This is a genomic window from Allokutzneria sp. A3M-2-11 16, assembly GCF_024213555.1.
Taxonomy (GTDB): Bacteria; Actinomycetota; Actinomycetes; order Mycobacteriales; family Pseudonocardiaceae; genus Allokutzneria.
Map to the genome: position 1 here is coordinate 152,156 of NZ_JANAVO010000004.1, position 16,235 is coordinate 168,390.

Below are 16,235 nucleotides of genomic sequence, written 5' to 3' on the forward strand. Positions count from 1 at the left end.
TGTTGCATCCTGTCCCGGTGAGCACTCTGCGCTACGGCTGGACGACGGGGGCGTGCGCCACGGCGGCGACCACCGCGGCCTACACGGCGCTGCTCACCGGCGAGTTCCCCGACCCGGTGGAGATCCTGCTGCCCAAGGGACAACGCCCCGCCTTCGCTCTGGCGCGCGAGCGGCTTCGGCCGGATTCCGGCTACGCCACGGTGGTCAAGGACGCGGGCGACGACCCCGATGTGACCCACGGGGCCTCGATCTCCGCGACGGTGTGGCACGGCACTCCGGGTTCCGGTGTGGTCTTCCGCGCGGGCCCAGGGGTCGGCACGGTGACCAAACCCGGGCTGCCGTTGGCGGTAGGCGAGCCAGCGATCAATCCGGTTCCGCGTCAGATGATGCGCGAGCACGTCGCCCGCGTGGCCGCCGCGCACGGTGGTTCCGGTGATGTGATCGTGGAGATCTCGGTGGACAACGGCGCGGAAATCGCCAAGCACACGTGGAATCCTCGATTGGGAATCCTGGGTGGACTGTCCATTTTGGGCACAACGGGAATCGTGGTGCCGTACTCGTGCTCGGCGTGGATCGACAGCATCCGGCGTGGTGTGGACGTCGCGCGCGCAGCGGGCTACCAGCATGTCGCGGGCTGCACGGGCAGCACGTCGGAGAAGGCCGCCGCAGAGCTGTACGGGCTGCCGGAGGACGCGTTGCTGGACATGGGCGACTTCGCGGGCGCGGTGCTGAAGTACATCACGCGGCATCCCGTGCCCCGCCTGACCATCGCGGGCGGCATCGGCAAGATGTCCAAGCTGGCGGATGGGCACCTCGACCTGCATTCCGGGCGCTCCCAGGTGAACCACGACCTGCTGGCCGACTTCACCGCGCGGGCGGGCGGCTCCGCCGATCTGGTTTCGGCTGTGCGAGGCTCGAACACCGCGCTCGGCGCGCTGCACCTGTGCCAGGAAGCCGGTCTGCCGCTGGGAGATCTCATCGCCGTGGGCGCGCTGGCCACCTGCCGCAACGTTCTCGCCGAGGCCCCGGTCGCGGTCGACATCGTGGTGATCGACCGCGCGGGCGTGATCGTGGGCCGCGCCTAGCTCCGCTGGTTCCGCAGTCTTCAAGTACCCCGAACCCCTCTTTCGATCACCGCTGACCGCGTCATACCTCGGCGGGGGTTGGGGGCGGTTAGTGGTGATCATTTGGCGGGTGGGGTGTACTTGAAGACGGGGTAACCACGGTCACGTGCGGCATCGGGTCGCGGAGTACAGGTGGCTGTCGAGGAAACCGCTCGCGGTGAGCACCTTTCCGACGACGATCACCGCGGTGGTGCGGACGCCCGCGGCGTGCACCTGGTCGGCGATGTCCGCGAGGGTCCCGCGCAGGATCACCTCGTTTTCCCGGCTCGCCCAAGCGACGACAGCGACCGGGCAGTCCGCGCCGTAGTTGGGCACGAGCTCCGCGACGACCTCGTCGATCCGTTGCACCGCAAGGTGAACGACCATCGTGGCGCGACTGCGGCCCAGTGACGTCAGATCCTCACCGTCGGGCATCGGCGTGGAGCGCGCGGAAGTCCTGGTGAGGACGACGGTTTGCCCCACGCCGGGCACGGTGAACTCACGCTTGAGGCTCGCCGCGGCAGCCGCGTAGGCGGGAACGCCGGGCACCACTTCATAGGGCACACCGGCGTCGTCGAGACGACGCATCTGTTCGGCCATGGCACTGAACACCGAGGGATCGCCGGAGTGCAGCCGCGCGACGTCCTTGCCTTCTCCATGCGCCGCAACGAGTTCGTCGATGATCTGGTCCAGGTTGAGCTTCGCGGTGTCGACCACGCGCGCGTCCGGCGGACAGAGCTTCAGCAGCTCGTCCGGCACGAAGGCGCCCGCGTACAGGCACACCGGCGCGGACTCGATGACCCGTTGACCGCGCACCGTGATCAGATCGGCCGCGCCCGGCCCGGCTCCGATGAAGTACACGGTCACGTCGGTTCTCCCTTGGTAGCAATCAAGATCGTCACGGGCATCATCGCCCGCCAGCCGGTGAAACCACCCACCGGCGAGCCCCTGCTGACCGCGAGGCGCACCAACTCCCCGCCCAGTTCGGCGTGCCAGCGCGCGAGCACGGCTTCGGACTCGACGGTGACCGCGTTGGCCACCAACCGCCCGCTCGGCTTCAGCGCTTCGAAGCAGCGCTCCACCACTCCGGGCACCGTGACGCCGCCGCCGATGAACACCGCGTCGGGCCGCTCGTCCGGCAATGCGTCGGGAACCGCCCCGCGCACCACCCGAATCGACGGCACACCAAGCCTTTTCGCGTTGTCCACGATGCGCTCGGCGCGCTCGGGGTCTTTCTCGATCGCGATGGCGCGACAGCTCGGATGCGCGCGGGACCACTCGATCGCGATGCTGCCCGCTCCGGCGCCGACGTCCCACAACAGTTCGCCGGGCACGGGTGCGAGCATCGCGAGGGTCACGGCGCGGACCTCGCGCTTCGTGAGCTGGCCGTCGTGTTCGTAGGCGTCATCGGGAAGGCCCGGAACCGAGGAGAGCTTCGGCCCCGCGCACTCCACGGCGATCACGTTGAGCGCCCCGCACTTCTCGTGCCAGTCGGCCGCCGTGGAACTGATCTTGCGTTCTTCAGGTCCGCCAAGGTGTTCGAGCACCGTCATCGTGCTGGCGCCGTACCCGCGGTCGGTGAGCAGTTCCGCGACCTCCGCGGGTGTGCCGCCGTCCGCGCTCAGCACCATGACCCGGCGACCGGGATGGATCGCGGCGTTCACCGACTCCACGGGGCGGCCGACCGCGGTGATCACCTCGACCTCGTCGAGCGGCCAGCCGAGGCGCGCACAGGCCAGGGACACCGACGAGGGGTGCGGCACGACCCGCAACCGTTCCGGGCCGATCAGCCGCGCCAGGGTCGAGCCGATACCGAAGAACATCGGGTCGCCACTGGCCAGCACGCAGATCGCCTTGCCGCGGTTGGCGTCGAGCAGGCCCGGCAACGCTGGCAGCAGCGGCGAGGGCCAGCTGACCCGCTGGGCGTGGCCGGGCACGAGCGCGAGCTGTCGGGTGCTCCCGAAGAGCACATCGGCGCCCAGTACGAGGCGCCGCGCGCTTTCCGGGAGCCCGTCCCAGCCATCCGCGCCGATACCGACGACGCTGACGAAGTCAGCTTCCACACGCCGACCCTATGTCAGCTGAGCGGCGATCCAGTCCGCGTAGTGAGCAACGCTGCTCCCGACGGTCGGGTAGCGCAGCTGCCCGCACGGGGCAACACCCCACGAGATCACGCCGACGAGCTTTCCGCCCGCGTACATCGGGCCGCCGTTGTCGAACATGCAGGCGCCCTTGCCCTCGAATCCGCCGACACACAGTGCGCCCGCGCCGACGTGGCCGACACCTTCGTAGTTCGCCACGCACGTGGCGTGCTGAACCGGCCGCACGGTCACCTTTCGCAGCGAATACGGCGGCTTGGCGTTGCGATCGTGGCCCCATCCCGCGAGAACGACGTCGCCGGTGGGCTGGTCACGGCCGAGTTCGACCGGCCGAATGCGCTTCGTCGCGGCGACCTTTTCGGACAACCGTATGACCGCGACATTGTTCGTCAGCTTGGAGCTGTCGTATCCCGGGTGCACGACGACCTTTTCCACGCCGACCGCGCGCTGCCCGGGTGCGGCCATCCGCAGGGAATGCCCGCCCAGCACCACTTTCAGCGTCGCGGGATCGGGTTGCCGCACGCAACTGGCACCGGTGAGCACGTGCTGCTCGCCAACCAGGATCGCGCCGCAGGCGAACTCGCCCAGCTCCTGCACGTATGCGGCGGAAGGGAATTCCCCCGATCTGGCCGCGCTCCCGCCCGCGATGGCGTTCGCGGTGACGGACGGGAGCAGAACCGTCAACGACGCTGCTGTCAATGCTGAAACTGCGATCGCGAGAACCTTTCGGCGCACGGCGGCGGTTTCCCTTCGGACGGCGCGAATATCGGCCCGCAGAGTATGGCGAACATCGTCCGGGGTGGCATGCTCGGGGCATGGCAATCTTTACGGTTGACGAGGCGCGCGCGGAGCTGGAACGGCTCCAGCCCGTGCTGCGGGAGATCGTGGCCGTACGCGCCGACGCCGCCGAACTCGCGGGCACGGTCGCGGACGGCGGCCGATCGGTGCGCCTCGGCGGGCTGCCGGAATTCAAAGCGGCACAGGCGAAACTCGACGACCTGATGACACGGGTGCAGGAGACCGGCGCCGAGCTCAAGGGATTCGCGCCGCTGCTGGTGGACTTCCCCGCCGAACTCGACGGCGTGCCCGTCCTGCTGTGCTGGCTCGAAGGCGAGGCCGAACTCGGTTGGTACCACCGCGCCGACCTGGGCTTCGCCGCACGCCGCCGCCTCCCCTGACCCGCGTTTCGGCACCCGGTGGGGCGGGTGGGCCGACCTGACCCCGCCGACAGGTCGGCCCCTCGCTCAGCTCACCCGGGTGTAGTCGTCGGTGTGCGGGACGGCTCCGTTCATCGCGGCACTCTCCCCTGGTGCCACGGTGCTCGGTGCTGCCGGGCGCGGTGGTGGGGTGAAGCGCGGTGGCCGCGCGGTCTGTTGCTGGGGCAGGGGAACGGGCTGCGGCACGGGTGCGGTGGCCATGAACTGGGCGTGGGCCTGGGCGAGCACGTGGTCGGCGTCCATGCCGGGCAGGTGGATCCACGCCAGGTCCTGGTAGGTGGAGCTGTCGATGGGCACGGGCGCGCACCGGGCGGGCGGGACCTGCATGATCCGGAACGGCTCCACGACGTTGTGCCAGACCCACCGGGAGACGACCAGCGCGGCCCCGACCTTGTCGCCGCACGGGTCGGTCGCCATGCACTGGGCGACGGCCGCGCGGAAGGCCGGGGCGTCCAACAGCCTGCTGGCCACGATGTAGGGCCGATGGTAGTGGCCCTCCTCGCGCATGGGTCCACAGTGGACGGCCATCCGGGCGCGCAGGGGGATGCGGTGCTCGCGGTTGCGCCAGCGCAGCAGGTGGTCGAGGTGGAACAGCATCTCGACCAGCCGCGGCGCGGCGTCCTCGGCGTAGGCGAGCAGGACCCCGTCGCCGGTGTGCCGGGGCTGCACCGCGGCCTCGCGGTCCAGGCCGACCGCGCGCAGGGCCCGGTCGAGGTGGTCGTCCAGGTCGGTCTTCATGCTGTCGAGCTGGTCGTCGGCCACCTGGGTCGAGCTGACGACGTCGACGGCGAGCACGGCGTGTGTCGCGGGTACCTCCACTGCCACAGTCGCTCCCTCCACGCGTCTGCTTACGCAATGCATGGGAGAAGTCTGTCCGGCGCGGAACTGCCGGACTCCCGAAAAGTGGGGAATTGTGGACAGCGGCCCTTGCGCTAACGGGTGATGTGATCAGGACTGGGTAAAAGCGCGCAGCGCCGGAAGATCAAGAATCACCATCGTGCGATAGCGGGTATCCACCAGGTTCAGCTCGCGCAGCCGCCGCAGCGCCAGGTCCACCGAGGTCTCCGAGGCGGGAAGGCTCTGCGCGAGATCGCGCTGGGACCACGGGACGTCGATCTGCCAGCCGCCGTCACCGACCGGTCTCCCGTTCTCGGCGACGAGGTCGAGCAGGCGCCGCGCCAGCCGGTAGGTGACATCGCCCTGGGTTTGCACGAGCCTTTGTTCATTGGCATATGCCAGCCTGGCGAAGTTCATCATCAGCGTTTCCCGGCGGGCGTCGTCGTAGTCGGCGAGAAACCGCCGGAACGCCTCGGCGCTGATCCTGCGGACCTCGACGTCCTCGACCGCGACCACGTCGGCCATCCTCGGCCGCTCCCCGAGCACGGCCATCTCCCCGTAGAGATCACCCGGCTGGCCGAGGGCGAGCACCACCTCCGAGCCGTTGCGGCCCCGCGCCACCACCTTGACCCGCCCGGCGAGCAGCAGCACGACGCTGTCCCCCGCCTCGCCCGCGTGCAGCACCGGGGTCCCGCGCTTGTAGGACTGCACGGTGCCCAGGGTCCGCAGGTGCGCCGCGGTGCTGGCGCTCAAGCGTTTCGCGAACACCGCGGGCGTTGCGGTTCCCTCGTCCATGACGCCTCCCGGGCCTCGCCGAGGGGCTTTGCACCCCCCGCAAGCCACCCCGGAGAGTACTGGAACGACTACCTCAAGCAGCCGCCCGGTAACTCCGCGCGGAGCGGTACCGCCGGACGATCACGTCGACCACCCGGGGATGCGCGCCGAGCGGTGCGGCGACGAGATCGGGCTCCGCCGCGGTGATGGCACGGTGGAACAACCCGGGTGCCAGCAGCCAGGAGGCCACCGCGATCCGGCCGCCGCGCTCCCGCAGGTCGGCCACCACCTCGGGCACCGACGGTTGGGCGGTGGCGACATACGCCTGGTGCACCGGCGTTCCCAGTCGCAGCGCCAACATCGTCGCCGCGCGTCGGACCTCGCGGAGCGCGGCCTGGTTAGAGGACCCCGCGGCCGCGAACACCACGGCGTCCCCTGGGCGCCATCCCGCAGTGAGCAGGCGATCGTGGGCCGCTGCGACGATGCCCGGCTCGGAGCCGAGCGCGGGTGTCACCACCACGTCGGACCGTTGCGCCGCAGCGATTTCCGCGGGAATGTCCACGCGCACGTGGTAGCCCGAGGAAAGGAACGCGGGCATCACCACACACGGACCGGGCGGAAGATCGCCCAGTACCGCGGACAGCCGAGGCTGACACACGTCGGCGTAGGCGACGGAGACCGGGATCTTTGGCAACCGCTCGCGCACCGCGTCCGCGATGCGCTCGACCATCCGCGTCCCCGCAGGGTCGCGTGTCCCGTGCGCGACCAGGACCAGGGTCATCCGGCGCCTCCGATCGGCTCGGTCTCCACGGGTAATCGGTAACCGCGTTTGACCACGGTCTGCACCAGCCGGGGTTCGCCGAGGGCGGTACGCAGCCGCCCGATCGCGGTCTCCACGGCATGGCCGTCACCGGTTCCCGGCAGCGCGCGCAGCAGTCGGTCCCGTGGCACCACGCGCCCGGCTTCCTCGGCGAGCAGCCGGAGTACGGCCATCTGGGCCGGAGCGACCGGACGGAACCGGCCGTCGACCAGCACCGCGCGGCCACGGATCTCCAGATCGCGACCGGCCACTCGCAGGCGTTGGGCGCGCGCGGGCAATTGCTCGGCGAGCAGGCGCACCAGCCCACCGATGCGTGCGCGTTCCGGTCGCGAGCTCGGCACGCCAACCGCCTCGAACGGTGCGGCGCACACCGGCCCGACGCAGGCGGCGAACACGCCATCGCGCAGTGCCGCGCACAACTCGTCGTGCCTGCCGTTCACCTTGGCGCGGGCCAACATGCTGCTCACCGCCGGAGCACTGGTGAAGGCCACCGCGTCGACCGCGCCACCGAGCACTCCGTCCACGAGCCGATCGAGCGGATCGGTGTTCGCGGGTGGGACCCAGCGGTACACGGGCACCTCGACCACCTCGGCGCCCGCGGACCGCAACGCCTCGACGAAGCCCCGCAAGGGTTCGCCGTGCAGTTGGACGACGATTCGGCTGCCGCGCACACCGCGGTCGAGCAGGTGCCGAAGGAGTTCGGCGTTGGACTCCGAGCCGGGTGACCAGTCCTCGACGAGACCGGCCGCGCGCACAGCGCCCTTGGCCTTGGGGCCCCTGGTGAGCACCGTCGCCCGGTTCATCCGGCTGAGCAGCGCGCCCGCCAGGCCCCATCCCTCAGCGGCTTCGAGCCAGCCCCGGAAGCCGATCGCGGTGGTGACCACGACCGTGTCCACGGCATCAGCGAGAACCTCTCTCGTCGCGGCGAGCAGTTCGGCGTCGTCGGGCAACGGGACGATCCGGATCGCCGGGGCGTGCACCACGGTCGCGCCTCGCCGCTCCAGCAGCGCGATCAGCTCGTCGGCGCGGCGGGCCGCCGTCACGCCGATGGTGAACCCCGCCAGGGGTGGGGCGGTGGTGGGTGTCATCGCCCGCTCATCTCCTCCACCGCCACCTCGATCACGCCGTCCACGACGCGCGCGGGGTAGACCGGGATCGCCACCAGGGGATCGTCCACGCACTCGCCGGTGCTCAGGTCGAAGGTGTGCTTGAGCATCGGCGAGATCACCACCGGCCGCCCCGCCCGGTCGCCGAGGATGCCGCGGGAGAGCACCGCCGCCCCGGTGCACGGGTCGAGGTTGCCGACCGCGTGCACGGCGCCGTCGGTGGTCCGGAACAGGGCGACCTGACCGCCGTCTGGCAGCAGCGCCGCCGATCCGCGCTCCGGCCACAGCCGCGCCTCCGGGCAGATCCGCAGCCAGGTCAGTCGTGGGGCCTCGCTCGTCGTCATGTTCGTACCTCCGGAACTCCCAGTGGAACGGGCACCCGCTGCCCCCGTTCGGTGCGGAAGGTGATGGTCGGGTCGGGTGCGCCGGGCGCGTTGACGAAGGAGGTGAACCTGGCGAGCTTCACCGGGTCCTCGAGCACGCCCCGCCACTCGTCGGCGTAGGAGTCCACGTGCGCCGCCATCGCCCGTTCGAGCTCACCGCAGATGCCGAGGCTGTCCTCGACGATCACCTCGCGCAGGTGGTCGAGGCCGCCCTCCAGCGACTCCACCCACACCGACGTGCGCTGGAGCCGGTCCGCGGTGCGCACGTAGAACATCAGGAACCGGTCGATCAGGGTGAGCAGTGAACGTTTGTCCACATCGGACACAAGAAGATCGGCGTGCCGCGGGGTGAAGCCGCCGTTGCCGCCGACGTAGAGGTTCCAGCCGTTCTCCGTGGCGATGACGCCGATGTCCTTGCTCCTGGCCTCGGCGCACTCGCGGGCGCAGCCGGACACCGCGGCCTTGATCTTGTGCGGCGCGCGGAGGCCCCGGTAGCGCAGCTCCAGCTCGATCGCCAGGCCGACGGAGTCCTGCACGCCGTAGCGGCACCACGCCTCACCGACGCAGGACTTCACCGTGCGCAGCGCCTTGCCGTAGGCGTGACCGGACTCGAAGCCCGCGTCCACCAGCCTGCGCCAGATCAACGGCAGCTGGTCGACGGTCGCGCCGAAGAGGTCGATCCGCTGGCCCCCGGTGATCTTGGTGTAGAGCGCGAAGTCCCGGGCGACCTCGGCGATCACCAGCAGCTTCTCCGGGGTGATCTCGCCGCCGGGGATGCGCGGCACCACCGAGTACGTGCCGTTGCGCTGGAGGTTGGCGAGGAAGTGGTCGTTGGTGTCCTGCAACGCCGCCTGCTCACCGTCGAGCACGTGCCCCGAGCCCAGCGACGCGAGGATGGACGCCACCGTGGGTTTGCAGATGTCGCAACCCCGCCCGCGGCCGTGCCGGGCGAGCAGGGCGCTGAACGTGCGGATGCCGGTCACCCGCAGGATCTCGAACAGTTCGGCGCGCGAGTGGTCGAAGTGCTCGCACAGCGCCTTCGACTGCTCCACACCGCAGGAGACCAGCACCTGCTTGAGCAGGGGCACGCACGAGCCGCATCCCGTGCCCGCCTTGGTGCAGCCCTTGAGCGCCGGGATGTCACGGCATCCCGCGCCCACCGCCTCCTCGATCGCGTTCTTGGTGACCGCGTGGCAGGAGCAGACCTGGGCATCTCCCGGCAACGCGTCGACACCGAGCGCCGGTGCCCCGCCCGCCGGCGCGATGAGCGAGCCCGGGTCCGCGGGCAGCGCGCGGCCGACCAGTGGACGCAGCGATCCGTAGGCGGAGGCGTCACCGACCAGGACGCCGCCCAGCAACGTGCCCGCGTCGTCCGAGACCACGAGTTTCTTGTAAACGCCCGAGACCGGGTCGTTGTGCACGACCTCGAGCGCACCCGGCGTGACTCCGTGGGCGTCACCGAAGCTCGCGACGTCCACGCCGAGCAGCTTGAGCTTGGTGGACATGTCAGGCATGGAGAACGTCGCGTCCCCGCCCAGCAACCGATCCGCGACGGTCTCCGCCATCGCGTAGCCGGGGGCGACCAGGCCGTAGGCGCGCCCCTCGAAGCTCGCGCACTCCCCCGCCGCCCACACGGCCGGATCGCTGGTGCGGCAGGTCTCGTCCACGAGGACCCCACCGCGCTCGGCCACGGTGAGCCCGGCGACGCGGAACAGCTCATCCCTCGGCCGGATGCCGGCGGAGAACACCAGGAGTCCAGTGTGGACAGTTGTGTCGTCGGAGAGCCGGAGCAGCAGTCCGTCCTCGTGCCGGACGACCTCGGTCACCGACACTCCACAGTGGACTTCCAGGCCCATGCCCTCGATGGTCCTGCGCAGCAGCGCACCGCCGCCCTCGTCGACCTGGAGCGGCATCAGCCTGGGCGCCAGCTCGATGACGTGGCCGCGCAAACCCAAGCCCCGCAACACGTTCGTGGCTTCCAGGCCGAGCAACCCACCGCCGACCACCACGCCCGTGGTGTGACCGCGCGCGGCGGCCCGGATCGCGTCGAGGTCCTCGATCGTGCGGTAGGTGAAGCAGCCGGGAAGGTCCCGTCCGGGCACGGGCGGCACGAACGGGGCTGAACCGGTCGCCAGCACGAGCGCGTCGTAGCCGAGGACATGACCGGTCACCGTCCGCACCGCCCGCGCGGCCCGGTCGATCTCCACCACGGGGGCGCCGAGCCGGAGGTCGACACGGGGGTCATCGGAGAACTCGGCACCGTCGAGCTGGAGCCGCCCCGCATCCCAATCGTCCACATAGGACGACAGCGCGACCCGGTCGTAGGCGGGACGGTCCTCCTCGGCGAGCACGGTGATCCGCCACGCGTCCCCGGCGTCCCGCGCGCGCAGCGCCTGCACCAGCCGGTGGCCGACCATGCCGTGCCCGATGACCACGAGGTGCCTGCTCATCGACGTCCCTCCCGCCGTTCGGTTGGGTTCCACCGCTCATGCTGGTGGCCCGGGGTTTCGTGTTGTTCTCCCGCGTGTGACACCGCCGTTAACCCCCGTCACACCCGCGCGTACGCCAGGCTGGGCACCTGCGCCACCAGCACCCGGCTGCGCAGGTAGCACCACCAGGTCACGCCGACGCAGACCAGGTAGAAGGCCAGGAACCCGTACAGCGCGCCGGTGATGCCGCCGGTGGCCGCGACGGAGATCCGGAAGCCCTGGCTGACGAAGAAGCCGCCGAAGGCGCCGACCGCCCCGGCGATGCCGATCGCCGCCGCCGCTTCCCGCCGGGCCTCGGCCGCGCCCCCGGCCCGCGCCGCGAAGATCGCCGGGATCATCCGGTAGGTGGAGCCGTTGCCGATCCCGCTGGTGACGAACAGCAGCAGGAACGCGCCGAGGAACACCGCGAACTCACCCGTGCGCAGGCCAGCCACCACGAGCAGCGTCGACGCGCCCATCGCGAGGAACGTCCACTGCGTGACCCTGGCCCCGCCGAGCCGATCGGCCAGCCAGCCGCCGAACGGTCGCGACAGCGAGCCGACCGCCGCGCCGAGCCACGCGTAGTGCGCGCCCTCGACCTCCGGAAACTGGGTTTGGATCAGCAGTGGGAGCGCTCCGGAGAAGCCGATGAACGAACCGAAGGTGCCGATGTAGAGGAACGACACCACCCAGGTCTGCGGCCGCGCCGCCGCCCGCGCCTGGGACTTGAAGTCGGCCTTCGCTCCCGCCAGGTTGTCCATGAACAGCAACGCGCACACGGCGGAGAGCACGATCAGCGGCAGGTAGAACAACCCCGCGTACACGAGGTGCACGCCCGTGCCCACCGAGATGATCACCGGCACCAGCAGCTGCGCGAGCGCGACGCCCAGGTTCCCGCCCGCCGCGTTCAGGCCGAGCGCCAGCCCCTTGCCCGACTCCGGGTAGAAGTAGGAGATGTTCGCCATCGAGGAGGCGAAGTTCCCGCCGCCGACCCCGGCGAGCGCGGCGGCGAGCAGGAACATCTCGAACGGCGTCCCCGGCGTCGACACGCACCAGATCAGCAACCCGCACGGCACCAGCAGCAGCGCCGCGCTGACCGCCGTCCAGTTGCGCCCGCCGAAGCGCGGGACCGCGAAGGTGTAGGGCAGGCGCAGGGCCGCGCCGAGCAGGCTGGGCACGGCGACCAACCAGAAGCGTTGGTCGACGGTGAACGGGAACCCCGCCTGCGGCAGGCTGACCACGATCACGCTCCACACCGTCCAGAGCGAGAAACCGATGTGCTCGGCGAGGATCGAGAACCACAGGTTCCGCCGGGCGACGCGCTTGCCCGTGCGCTCCCAGAACTCCGGGTCCTCCGGCTCCCAGTGCTTGATCCATCGACCGCTCATACACCCTCCCTCGGTTTCTCCTGCGCCGACGCTAGGAAACGGGCGTTACCCGTGTGAGGCCGTTCGTGACGGCCGTGCGAATTCAGGCTCACACAGCGGAAAGCGGCGCGGTGAGCTCGTTCGCGATCTGTGGATGGAGCACCTCGATGTGGATAACTCACCCGCACCTGCCCGGTTCTCGCGCGTCGTTGTCGGGGGTGTCTGGGAGAATGGATTCGTGGGGACCCCCTCGCGCGCGGGTGTGGTTGCGAGGTGCAGCGAGGGGCGGACGCCTTGTGGGGCAACGTGTTCGGCAATTTCGAAGGACGCCTGTCGAGGGGCGAGGATTCGCACGGCGCGCTAGTGTTCGACGGCGCGGGGATGCGGTGCGGCGAGGTTGGACGCCTCGGGTGAACCCGCGACATGAACGATGTGGCACGGACAGGACGGGCGAGTGAGACGGTGCGCACAGAGCACACGGAGCACGTCATGATGTCCGCGCCGGAGGACTAGAGAACCCCGTTTCGTACTCATAACGGGAAAAAGAGCGCTCCCAAATCCCGTTATGAGTACGAAACGGGAGAAGCGTGGGGTTAGCTGGGTTGGGGTTCCTGGGCGGAGAGCCAGTCGGCCAGGCCGCACACGGCGTCGCGGCAGCCACCGCAGCCGGTGGTGGCCCGGGTCGCGTCGGCGAGGGCCCCGGTGCTGCGGGCGCCGGCGCGCCACGCGGACACCAACTGTCCCTTGCTGACGGTGTTGCACCGGCAGATCACCGCGCTCGCGGGCAGGTCGGCAGGACCTGCCTGAGCGACCGGCGACAAAGCTCGGCCCAGCAACAACGCCAGCCGGTCGGCGGGAGCGGGAGCACCGCGGTCGTAGAGCTGGGTGATCACGGCGGCGGCGTCGGGGGCGCCGAGCAGGATCGCGCCGGTCACCCGGTCCTCGCGGAGCACGAGCTTGGCGTAGCGGCCGCGCGTCGGGTCCTCCAGGCGCAGCACCTCCGCGCCCGGCTCGTCCGGTTCGGTGTGCACCTCGCCGAGCGCGGCCAGGTCGATGTCGCGGGCCTTCAAGCGGGTCACCACGGGCGTGCCCAGGTAGCGGGAACTCGGGTCCGCGCCGGTGAGCAGGTCGGCGAGCACGACCGCCTGGTCCCACGCCGATTGGACCAGGCCGGACACGGTGCCGGGGTGCTCGGCGCAGTCCCCCAGCGCGAAGATCCGCGGATCGCTCGTGCGCAGGGCGTTGTCGACGACGATCCCGCGCTCGACGGTCAGGCCGCACGAGCGGGCGAGATCAGCGGAAGGACGCACCCCGGCGGAGACCACGACGAGGTCGGCGGGAACGTGGCTGCCGTCGTCCAGCTTGAGCCCGTCACCGGGCAGGTACCGGGTCGCGAGCACGCCGAGCCGAAGCTCGATCCCCAACGTGCGCAAGGACTTCGCCAGCGCGGCGCCTGCCTGTGCGTCGAGTTGCCGCTCCATCAGGTGATCGACCGGGTGGACGACCGTGACGAGGTTTCCCCGGCCCGCCAAGCCCCGCGCGGCCTCAAGCCCCAACAACCCGCCGCCGAGCACGGCGACAGGCGACCCGGGCGCGGTCGCGGCCACGATCCGCGCGCAGTCGTCGAGCGTGCGGAACGTGTGCACGCCTTCCGCCAGGGAACCGTCGTCCGCGCGCAGTCCCTCGGTCGGCGGAACCCACGGCTCACTTCCCGTCGCGAGAACCAAAGCGTCGTAGGGCAGGGTTTCCCCATCCGCGAGAACGACCGCACGGACTGATCTGTCCACAAAGGACACTTCGGTGTCCAGCCGCAGATCGACGTGCTCCGAACCGCGCAACCGCACCGCGTCAGGCGCGAGCGACCCGGCGAGCACCGATGACAGCAGCACCCGGTTGTACGCGGTGTGCGATTCCGCGCCCACGATCGTCAGTGAGACGCGCTCGCCCTTCGGGTCACGCCGCCGAACTTCCTCGGCCAGCCGCGCTCCGGCCATGCCGTAGCCGACGACGACCACTCGCCTCGGGCTCATGTCACCGCCTCCAGTCGGACCGCGCACACCTTGAACTCGGGCATCCCGCTGATCGGGTCGAGCGCCGGATTGGTGATCAGGTTCGCGCGCTGCTCGCCGGGGAAGTGGAACGGCAGGAACACCGTGTCGATCCGCATTCCTTGCACGCAGCGGACTTTCGCGAGCACTTCACCGCGTCGGGAACAGATCCGCGCCACATCGCCTTCCGCGAGACCGGCTCGGTCGGCGGTGTCGGGGTGCACTTCGACGAACGCCTCCGGCACAGCCGCGTTCAGCTCCGGAACCCGACGCGTTTGCGCCCCGGATTGGTAGTGCTGCAAAACCCTTCCCGTGGTCGCGCTGAGCGGATAGTCATCGTCGGGAAGTTCAGCTGGCCCGCGGTGGTCCACGGGAACCATTCGCGCCTTGCCGTCCGCGTGCGCGAAGCGATCGAGGAACAGCCTCGGCGTTCCGGGATGCCTTTCGTCCGGGCACGGCCAGTGCAAGGCTTCTCCAGCACGCAGGCGTTCATAACTGATTCCCGCGTAGTCGGCGACGCCACCCGCGCTCGCCCTGCGCAGCTCCGCGAAAACCGATTCCTCGTTGACCGGGAACCGTTCCGCGGGCTGCCCGAGCCGGACGGCCAGCTCGTGCAGCACTTCGAGGTCAGTGCGCACTCCAGGAGGCGGCGTGACAGCGCGGCTGCGCAGGAGAACGCGTCCTTCCAGATTGGTCATCGTGCCGCCTTCTTCCGCCCACTGCGTCACAGGGAGCACAACGTCGGCCAGCACAGCCGTTTCCGACAGCACGAAGTCGGCGACCACCAGGAAATCCAATGCCGCCAAGCGTTCCGTCACGTGAGCGGAACGCGGGGCGGACACGGCGATATTGCTGCCGAACACCATCAGCGCGCGCGGTCCGACACCCAGGGAATCCAGCAGCTCGTAAGCCGACTTTCCCGGTCCCGGCAAGGATTCCGGGGCGACTCCCCACACTTCTGCGACGTGTTCCCGCGCGGCCGGATCATCGATCTTGCGATAACCCGGCAACTGGTCGGCTTTCTGGCCGTGTTCCCGGCCGCCCTGCCCGTTTCCCTGGCCGGTCAGACAGCCGAATCCGGAGCCCGGCCGCCCTGGCAGGCCCAATGCGAGGGCGAGGTTGATCCACGCCGACACCATGTCGGAGCCGCTGGCGTGCTGCTCCGTCCCGCGCGCGGTGAGCACATAAGCGTTGGTGGCACGAGACAATACGGCGACCGCGCGCCGCTGATCAGCCGCCGATACGCCAGTGACCCGCTCCACCTGTTCCGGCCACCACCGCGCGGCGACTTCCCACGTTTCTTCGAAACCGATGGCGCGCTCCGACAGGTAGTCCTTGTCCACATACCGTTCAGCCACCGCGACATGCAGGAGCCCGAGCGCGAGGGCCAGATCCGTTCCGGGCGTCGGAGCGAGATGCACCGCAGCTTGTTCAGCGGTCGCGGTGCGGCGCGGATCGACCACGACGAGCCCGCCCGAGTCGATTGCCCGGCGGAGGTGCTGGACGAACGGCGGCATCGTCTCGGCGACGTTCGCCCCGACCAGGAGAACGGCGTCAGCGTTCGAGAGATCGGTTACCGGGAAAGGAAGCCCTCGGTCGACCCCGAACGCGCGAATGCCCGCCGCCGCGGCAGAGGACATGCAGAAGCGGCCGTTGTAGTCGATCTGCGAAGTGCCGAGCGCCACTCTGGCGAACTTGCCGAGCAGATAGGACTTCTCATTCGTCAGCCCACCGCCGCCGAAGACCGCGACGGAATCCGGCCCGTGTGCGGCCCGCAACTCCAGAAGCCGTTGCGCGACATGGTCGAGCGCCTCGTCCCACGATGCCGGGCGCCCCTGGACGAGCGGGGTCGTCAGCCTGCCCGGGGTGTTCAGCAGCGCGGCCGAGGTCCAGCCCTTCTGGCAAAGTCCGCCTCGGTTGACCGGGAAGTCCCGCGGCACGACCGCCGGACCTGGCTTGACCGTCATTCCGCACTGCAGGGCGCAGTACGGGCAGTGTGTCGGAGTCGGCACG

General features: G+C 70.2%; 14 protein-coding genes. 2 read left to right on the forward strand and 12 right to left on the reverse strand.

The genetic code is table 11. The annotated features are described in order from the left end of the window. Positions 1 to 17 precede the first annotated feature (17 nt). Positions 18 to 1,085 (forward strand): cobalt-precorrin-5B (C(1))-methyltransferase, encoded by a 1,068-nt coding sequence (locus tag NLX83_RS25005; RefSeq protein ID WP_254237595.1) that lies wholly within the window; start codon positions 18 to 20, stop codon positions 1,083 to 1,085. Between the two features lie 141 nt (positions 1,086 to 1,226). Here NLX83_RS25005 and cobM read toward each other — a convergent pair whose 3' ends face one another. Genes cobM through NLX83_RS25020 form a run of 3 tightly spaced genes read right to left on the reverse strand, consistent with a single transcriptional unit; the run spans position 1,227 to position 3,886 of the window. After that, positions 1,227 to 1,970, reverse strand: a complete 744-nt coding sequence (gene cobM, locus NLX83_RS25010) for a precorrin-4 C(11)-methyltransferase (protein ID WP_254237596.1) — start codon at positions 1,968 to 1,970, stop codon at positions 1,227 to 1,229. Beyond that, positions 1,967 to 3,166 carry a precorrin-6y C5,15-methyltransferase (decarboxylating) subunit CbiE gene (cbiE, locus tag NLX83_RS25015; RefSeq protein ID WP_254237597.1) on the reverse strand — a complete coding sequence of 400 codons (1,200 nt, stop codon included), beginning with the start codon at positions 3,164 to 3,166 and terminating at the stop codon, positions 1,967 to 1,969. The genes cobM and cbiE overlap by 4 nt, the downstream gene beginning before the upstream one ends. Before the next feature lie 9 nt (positions 3,167 to 3,175). Then, entirely contained in the window at positions 3,176 to 3,886 is a 711-nt protein-coding gene (locus NLX83_RS25020) for a S1 family serine peptidase (RefSeq protein WP_254237598.1), read from the reverse strand. Between the two features lie 131 nt (positions 3,887 to 4,017). Here NLX83_RS25020 and NLX83_RS25025 point away from each other — a divergent pair, with 131 nt between their 5' ends. After that, positions 4,018 to 4,380 carry a DUF2203 domain-containing protein gene (locus tag NLX83_RS25025; RefSeq protein WP_254237599.1) on the forward strand — a complete coding sequence of 121 codons (363 nt, stop codon included), beginning with the start codon at positions 4,018 to 4,020 and terminating at the stop codon, positions 4,378 to 4,380. 66 nt (positions 4,381 to 4,446) lie between these two features. Here the strand turns inward: NLX83_RS25025 and NLX83_RS25030 are convergent, their stop codons facing one another. From NLX83_RS25030 to NLX83_RS25070, 9 genes are all read right to left on the reverse strand, one after another. After that, a complete protein-coding gene (locus NLX83_RS25030) occupies positions 4,447 to 5,244 on the reverse strand; it encodes a hypothetical protein (RefSeq protein WP_254237600.1) in 798 nt (265 codons plus the stop codon). A gap of 123 nt (positions 5,245 to 5,367) precedes the next feature. Then, positions 5,368 to 6,051: a Crp/Fnr family transcriptional regulator gene (locus NLX83_RS25035; protein WP_254237601.1), complete on the reverse strand. Its 684-nt coding sequence runs from the start codon at positions 6,049 to 6,051 to the stop codon at positions 5,368 to 5,370. 73 nt (positions 6,052 to 6,124) lie between these two features. Continuing rightward, positions 6,125 to 6,811 (reverse strand): sirohydrochlorin chelatase, encoded by a 687-nt coding sequence (locus NLX83_RS25040; protein WP_254237602.1) that lies wholly within the window; start codon positions 6,809 to 6,811, stop codon positions 6,125 to 6,127. Further along, the gene (locus NLX83_RS25045) at positions 6,808 to 7,938 is read right to left on the reverse strand and encodes a uroporphyrinogen-III synthase (protein ID WP_254237603.1); all 1,131 of its coding nucleotides are present in this window, start codon (positions 7,936 to 7,938) and stop codon (positions 6,808 to 6,810) included. The genes NLX83_RS25040 and NLX83_RS25045 overlap by 4 nt, the downstream gene beginning before the upstream one ends. Beyond that, positions 7,935 to 8,300, reverse strand: a complete 366-nt coding sequence (gene nirD / locus NLX83_RS25050) for a nitrite reductase small subunit NirD (RefSeq protein WP_254237604.1) — start codon at positions 8,298 to 8,300, stop codon at positions 7,935 to 7,937. The genes NLX83_RS25045 and nirD overlap by 4 nt, the downstream gene beginning before the upstream one ends. After that, complete coding sequence (nirB, locus tag NLX83_RS25055) at positions 8,297 to 10,789, reverse strand: nitrite reductase large subunit NirB (protein WP_254237605.1); 2,493 nt, start codon at positions 10,787 to 10,789, stop codon at positions 8,297 to 8,299. The genes nirD and nirB overlap by 4 nt, the downstream gene beginning before the upstream one ends. A 98-nt stretch (positions 10,790 to 10,887) precedes the next feature. Continuing rightward, positions 10,888 to 12,195: an MFS transporter gene (locus NLX83_RS25060; RefSeq protein ID WP_254237606.1), complete on the reverse strand. Its 1,308-nt coding sequence runs from the start codon at positions 12,193 to 12,195 to the stop codon at positions 10,888 to 10,890. A 572-nt stretch (positions 12,196 to 12,767) separates the two neighbouring features. Next, positions 12,768 to 14,204 carry an FAD-dependent oxidoreductase gene (locus NLX83_RS25065; RefSeq protein ID WP_254237607.1) on the reverse strand — a complete coding sequence of 479 codons (1,437 nt, stop codon included), beginning with the start codon at positions 14,202 to 14,204 and terminating at the stop codon, positions 12,768 to 12,770. Next, the gene (locus NLX83_RS25070) at positions 14,201 to 16,234 is read right to left on the reverse strand and encodes a molybdopterin oxidoreductase family protein (RefSeq protein ID WP_308209370.1); all 2,034 of its coding nucleotides are present in this window, start codon (positions 16,232 to 16,234) and stop codon (positions 14,201 to 14,203) included. Before NLX83_RS25070 ends, NLX83_RS25065 begins: the two co-directional genes overlap by 4 nt. Position 16,235: the final 1 nt, after the last annotated feature.

What these genes read in the sequence shown, in the direction of transcription:
- NLX83_RS25025 (WP_254237599.1), top strand. Translation starts at nt 4,018, where the DNA reads ATGGCAATCTTTACGGTTGACGAGGCGCGCGCGGAGCTGGAACGGCTC.
- NLX83_RS25035 (WP_254237601.1), bottom strand. Translation starts at nt 6,051, where the DNA reads ATGGACGAGGGAACCGCAACGCCCGCGGTGTTCGCGAAACGCTTGAGC.
- NLX83_RS25040 (WP_254237602.1), bottom strand. Translation starts at nt 6,811, where the DNA reads ATGACCCTGGTCCTGGTCGCGCACGGGACACGCGACCCTGCGGGGACG.
- NLX83_RS25045 (WP_254237603.1), bottom strand. Translation starts at nt 7,938, where the DNA reads ATGACACCCACCACCGCCCCACCCCTGGCGGGGTTCACCATCGGCGTG.
- nirD (WP_254237604.1), bottom strand. Translation starts at nt 8,300, where the DNA reads ATGACGACGAGCGAGGCCCCACGACTGACCTGGCTGCGGATCTGCCCG.
- nirB (WP_254237605.1), bottom strand. Translation starts at nt 10,789, where the DNA reads ATGAGCAGGCACCTCGTGGTCATCGGGCACGGCATGGTCGGCCACCGG.
- NLX83_RS25060 (WP_254237606.1), bottom strand. Translation starts at nt 12,195, where the DNA reads ATGAGCGGTCGATGGATCAAGCACTGGGAGCCGGAGGACCCGGAGTTC.
- NLX83_RS25065 (WP_254237607.1), bottom strand. Translation starts at nt 14,204, where the DNA reads ATGAGCCCGAGGCGAGTGGTCGTCGTCGGCTACGGCATGGCCGGAGCG.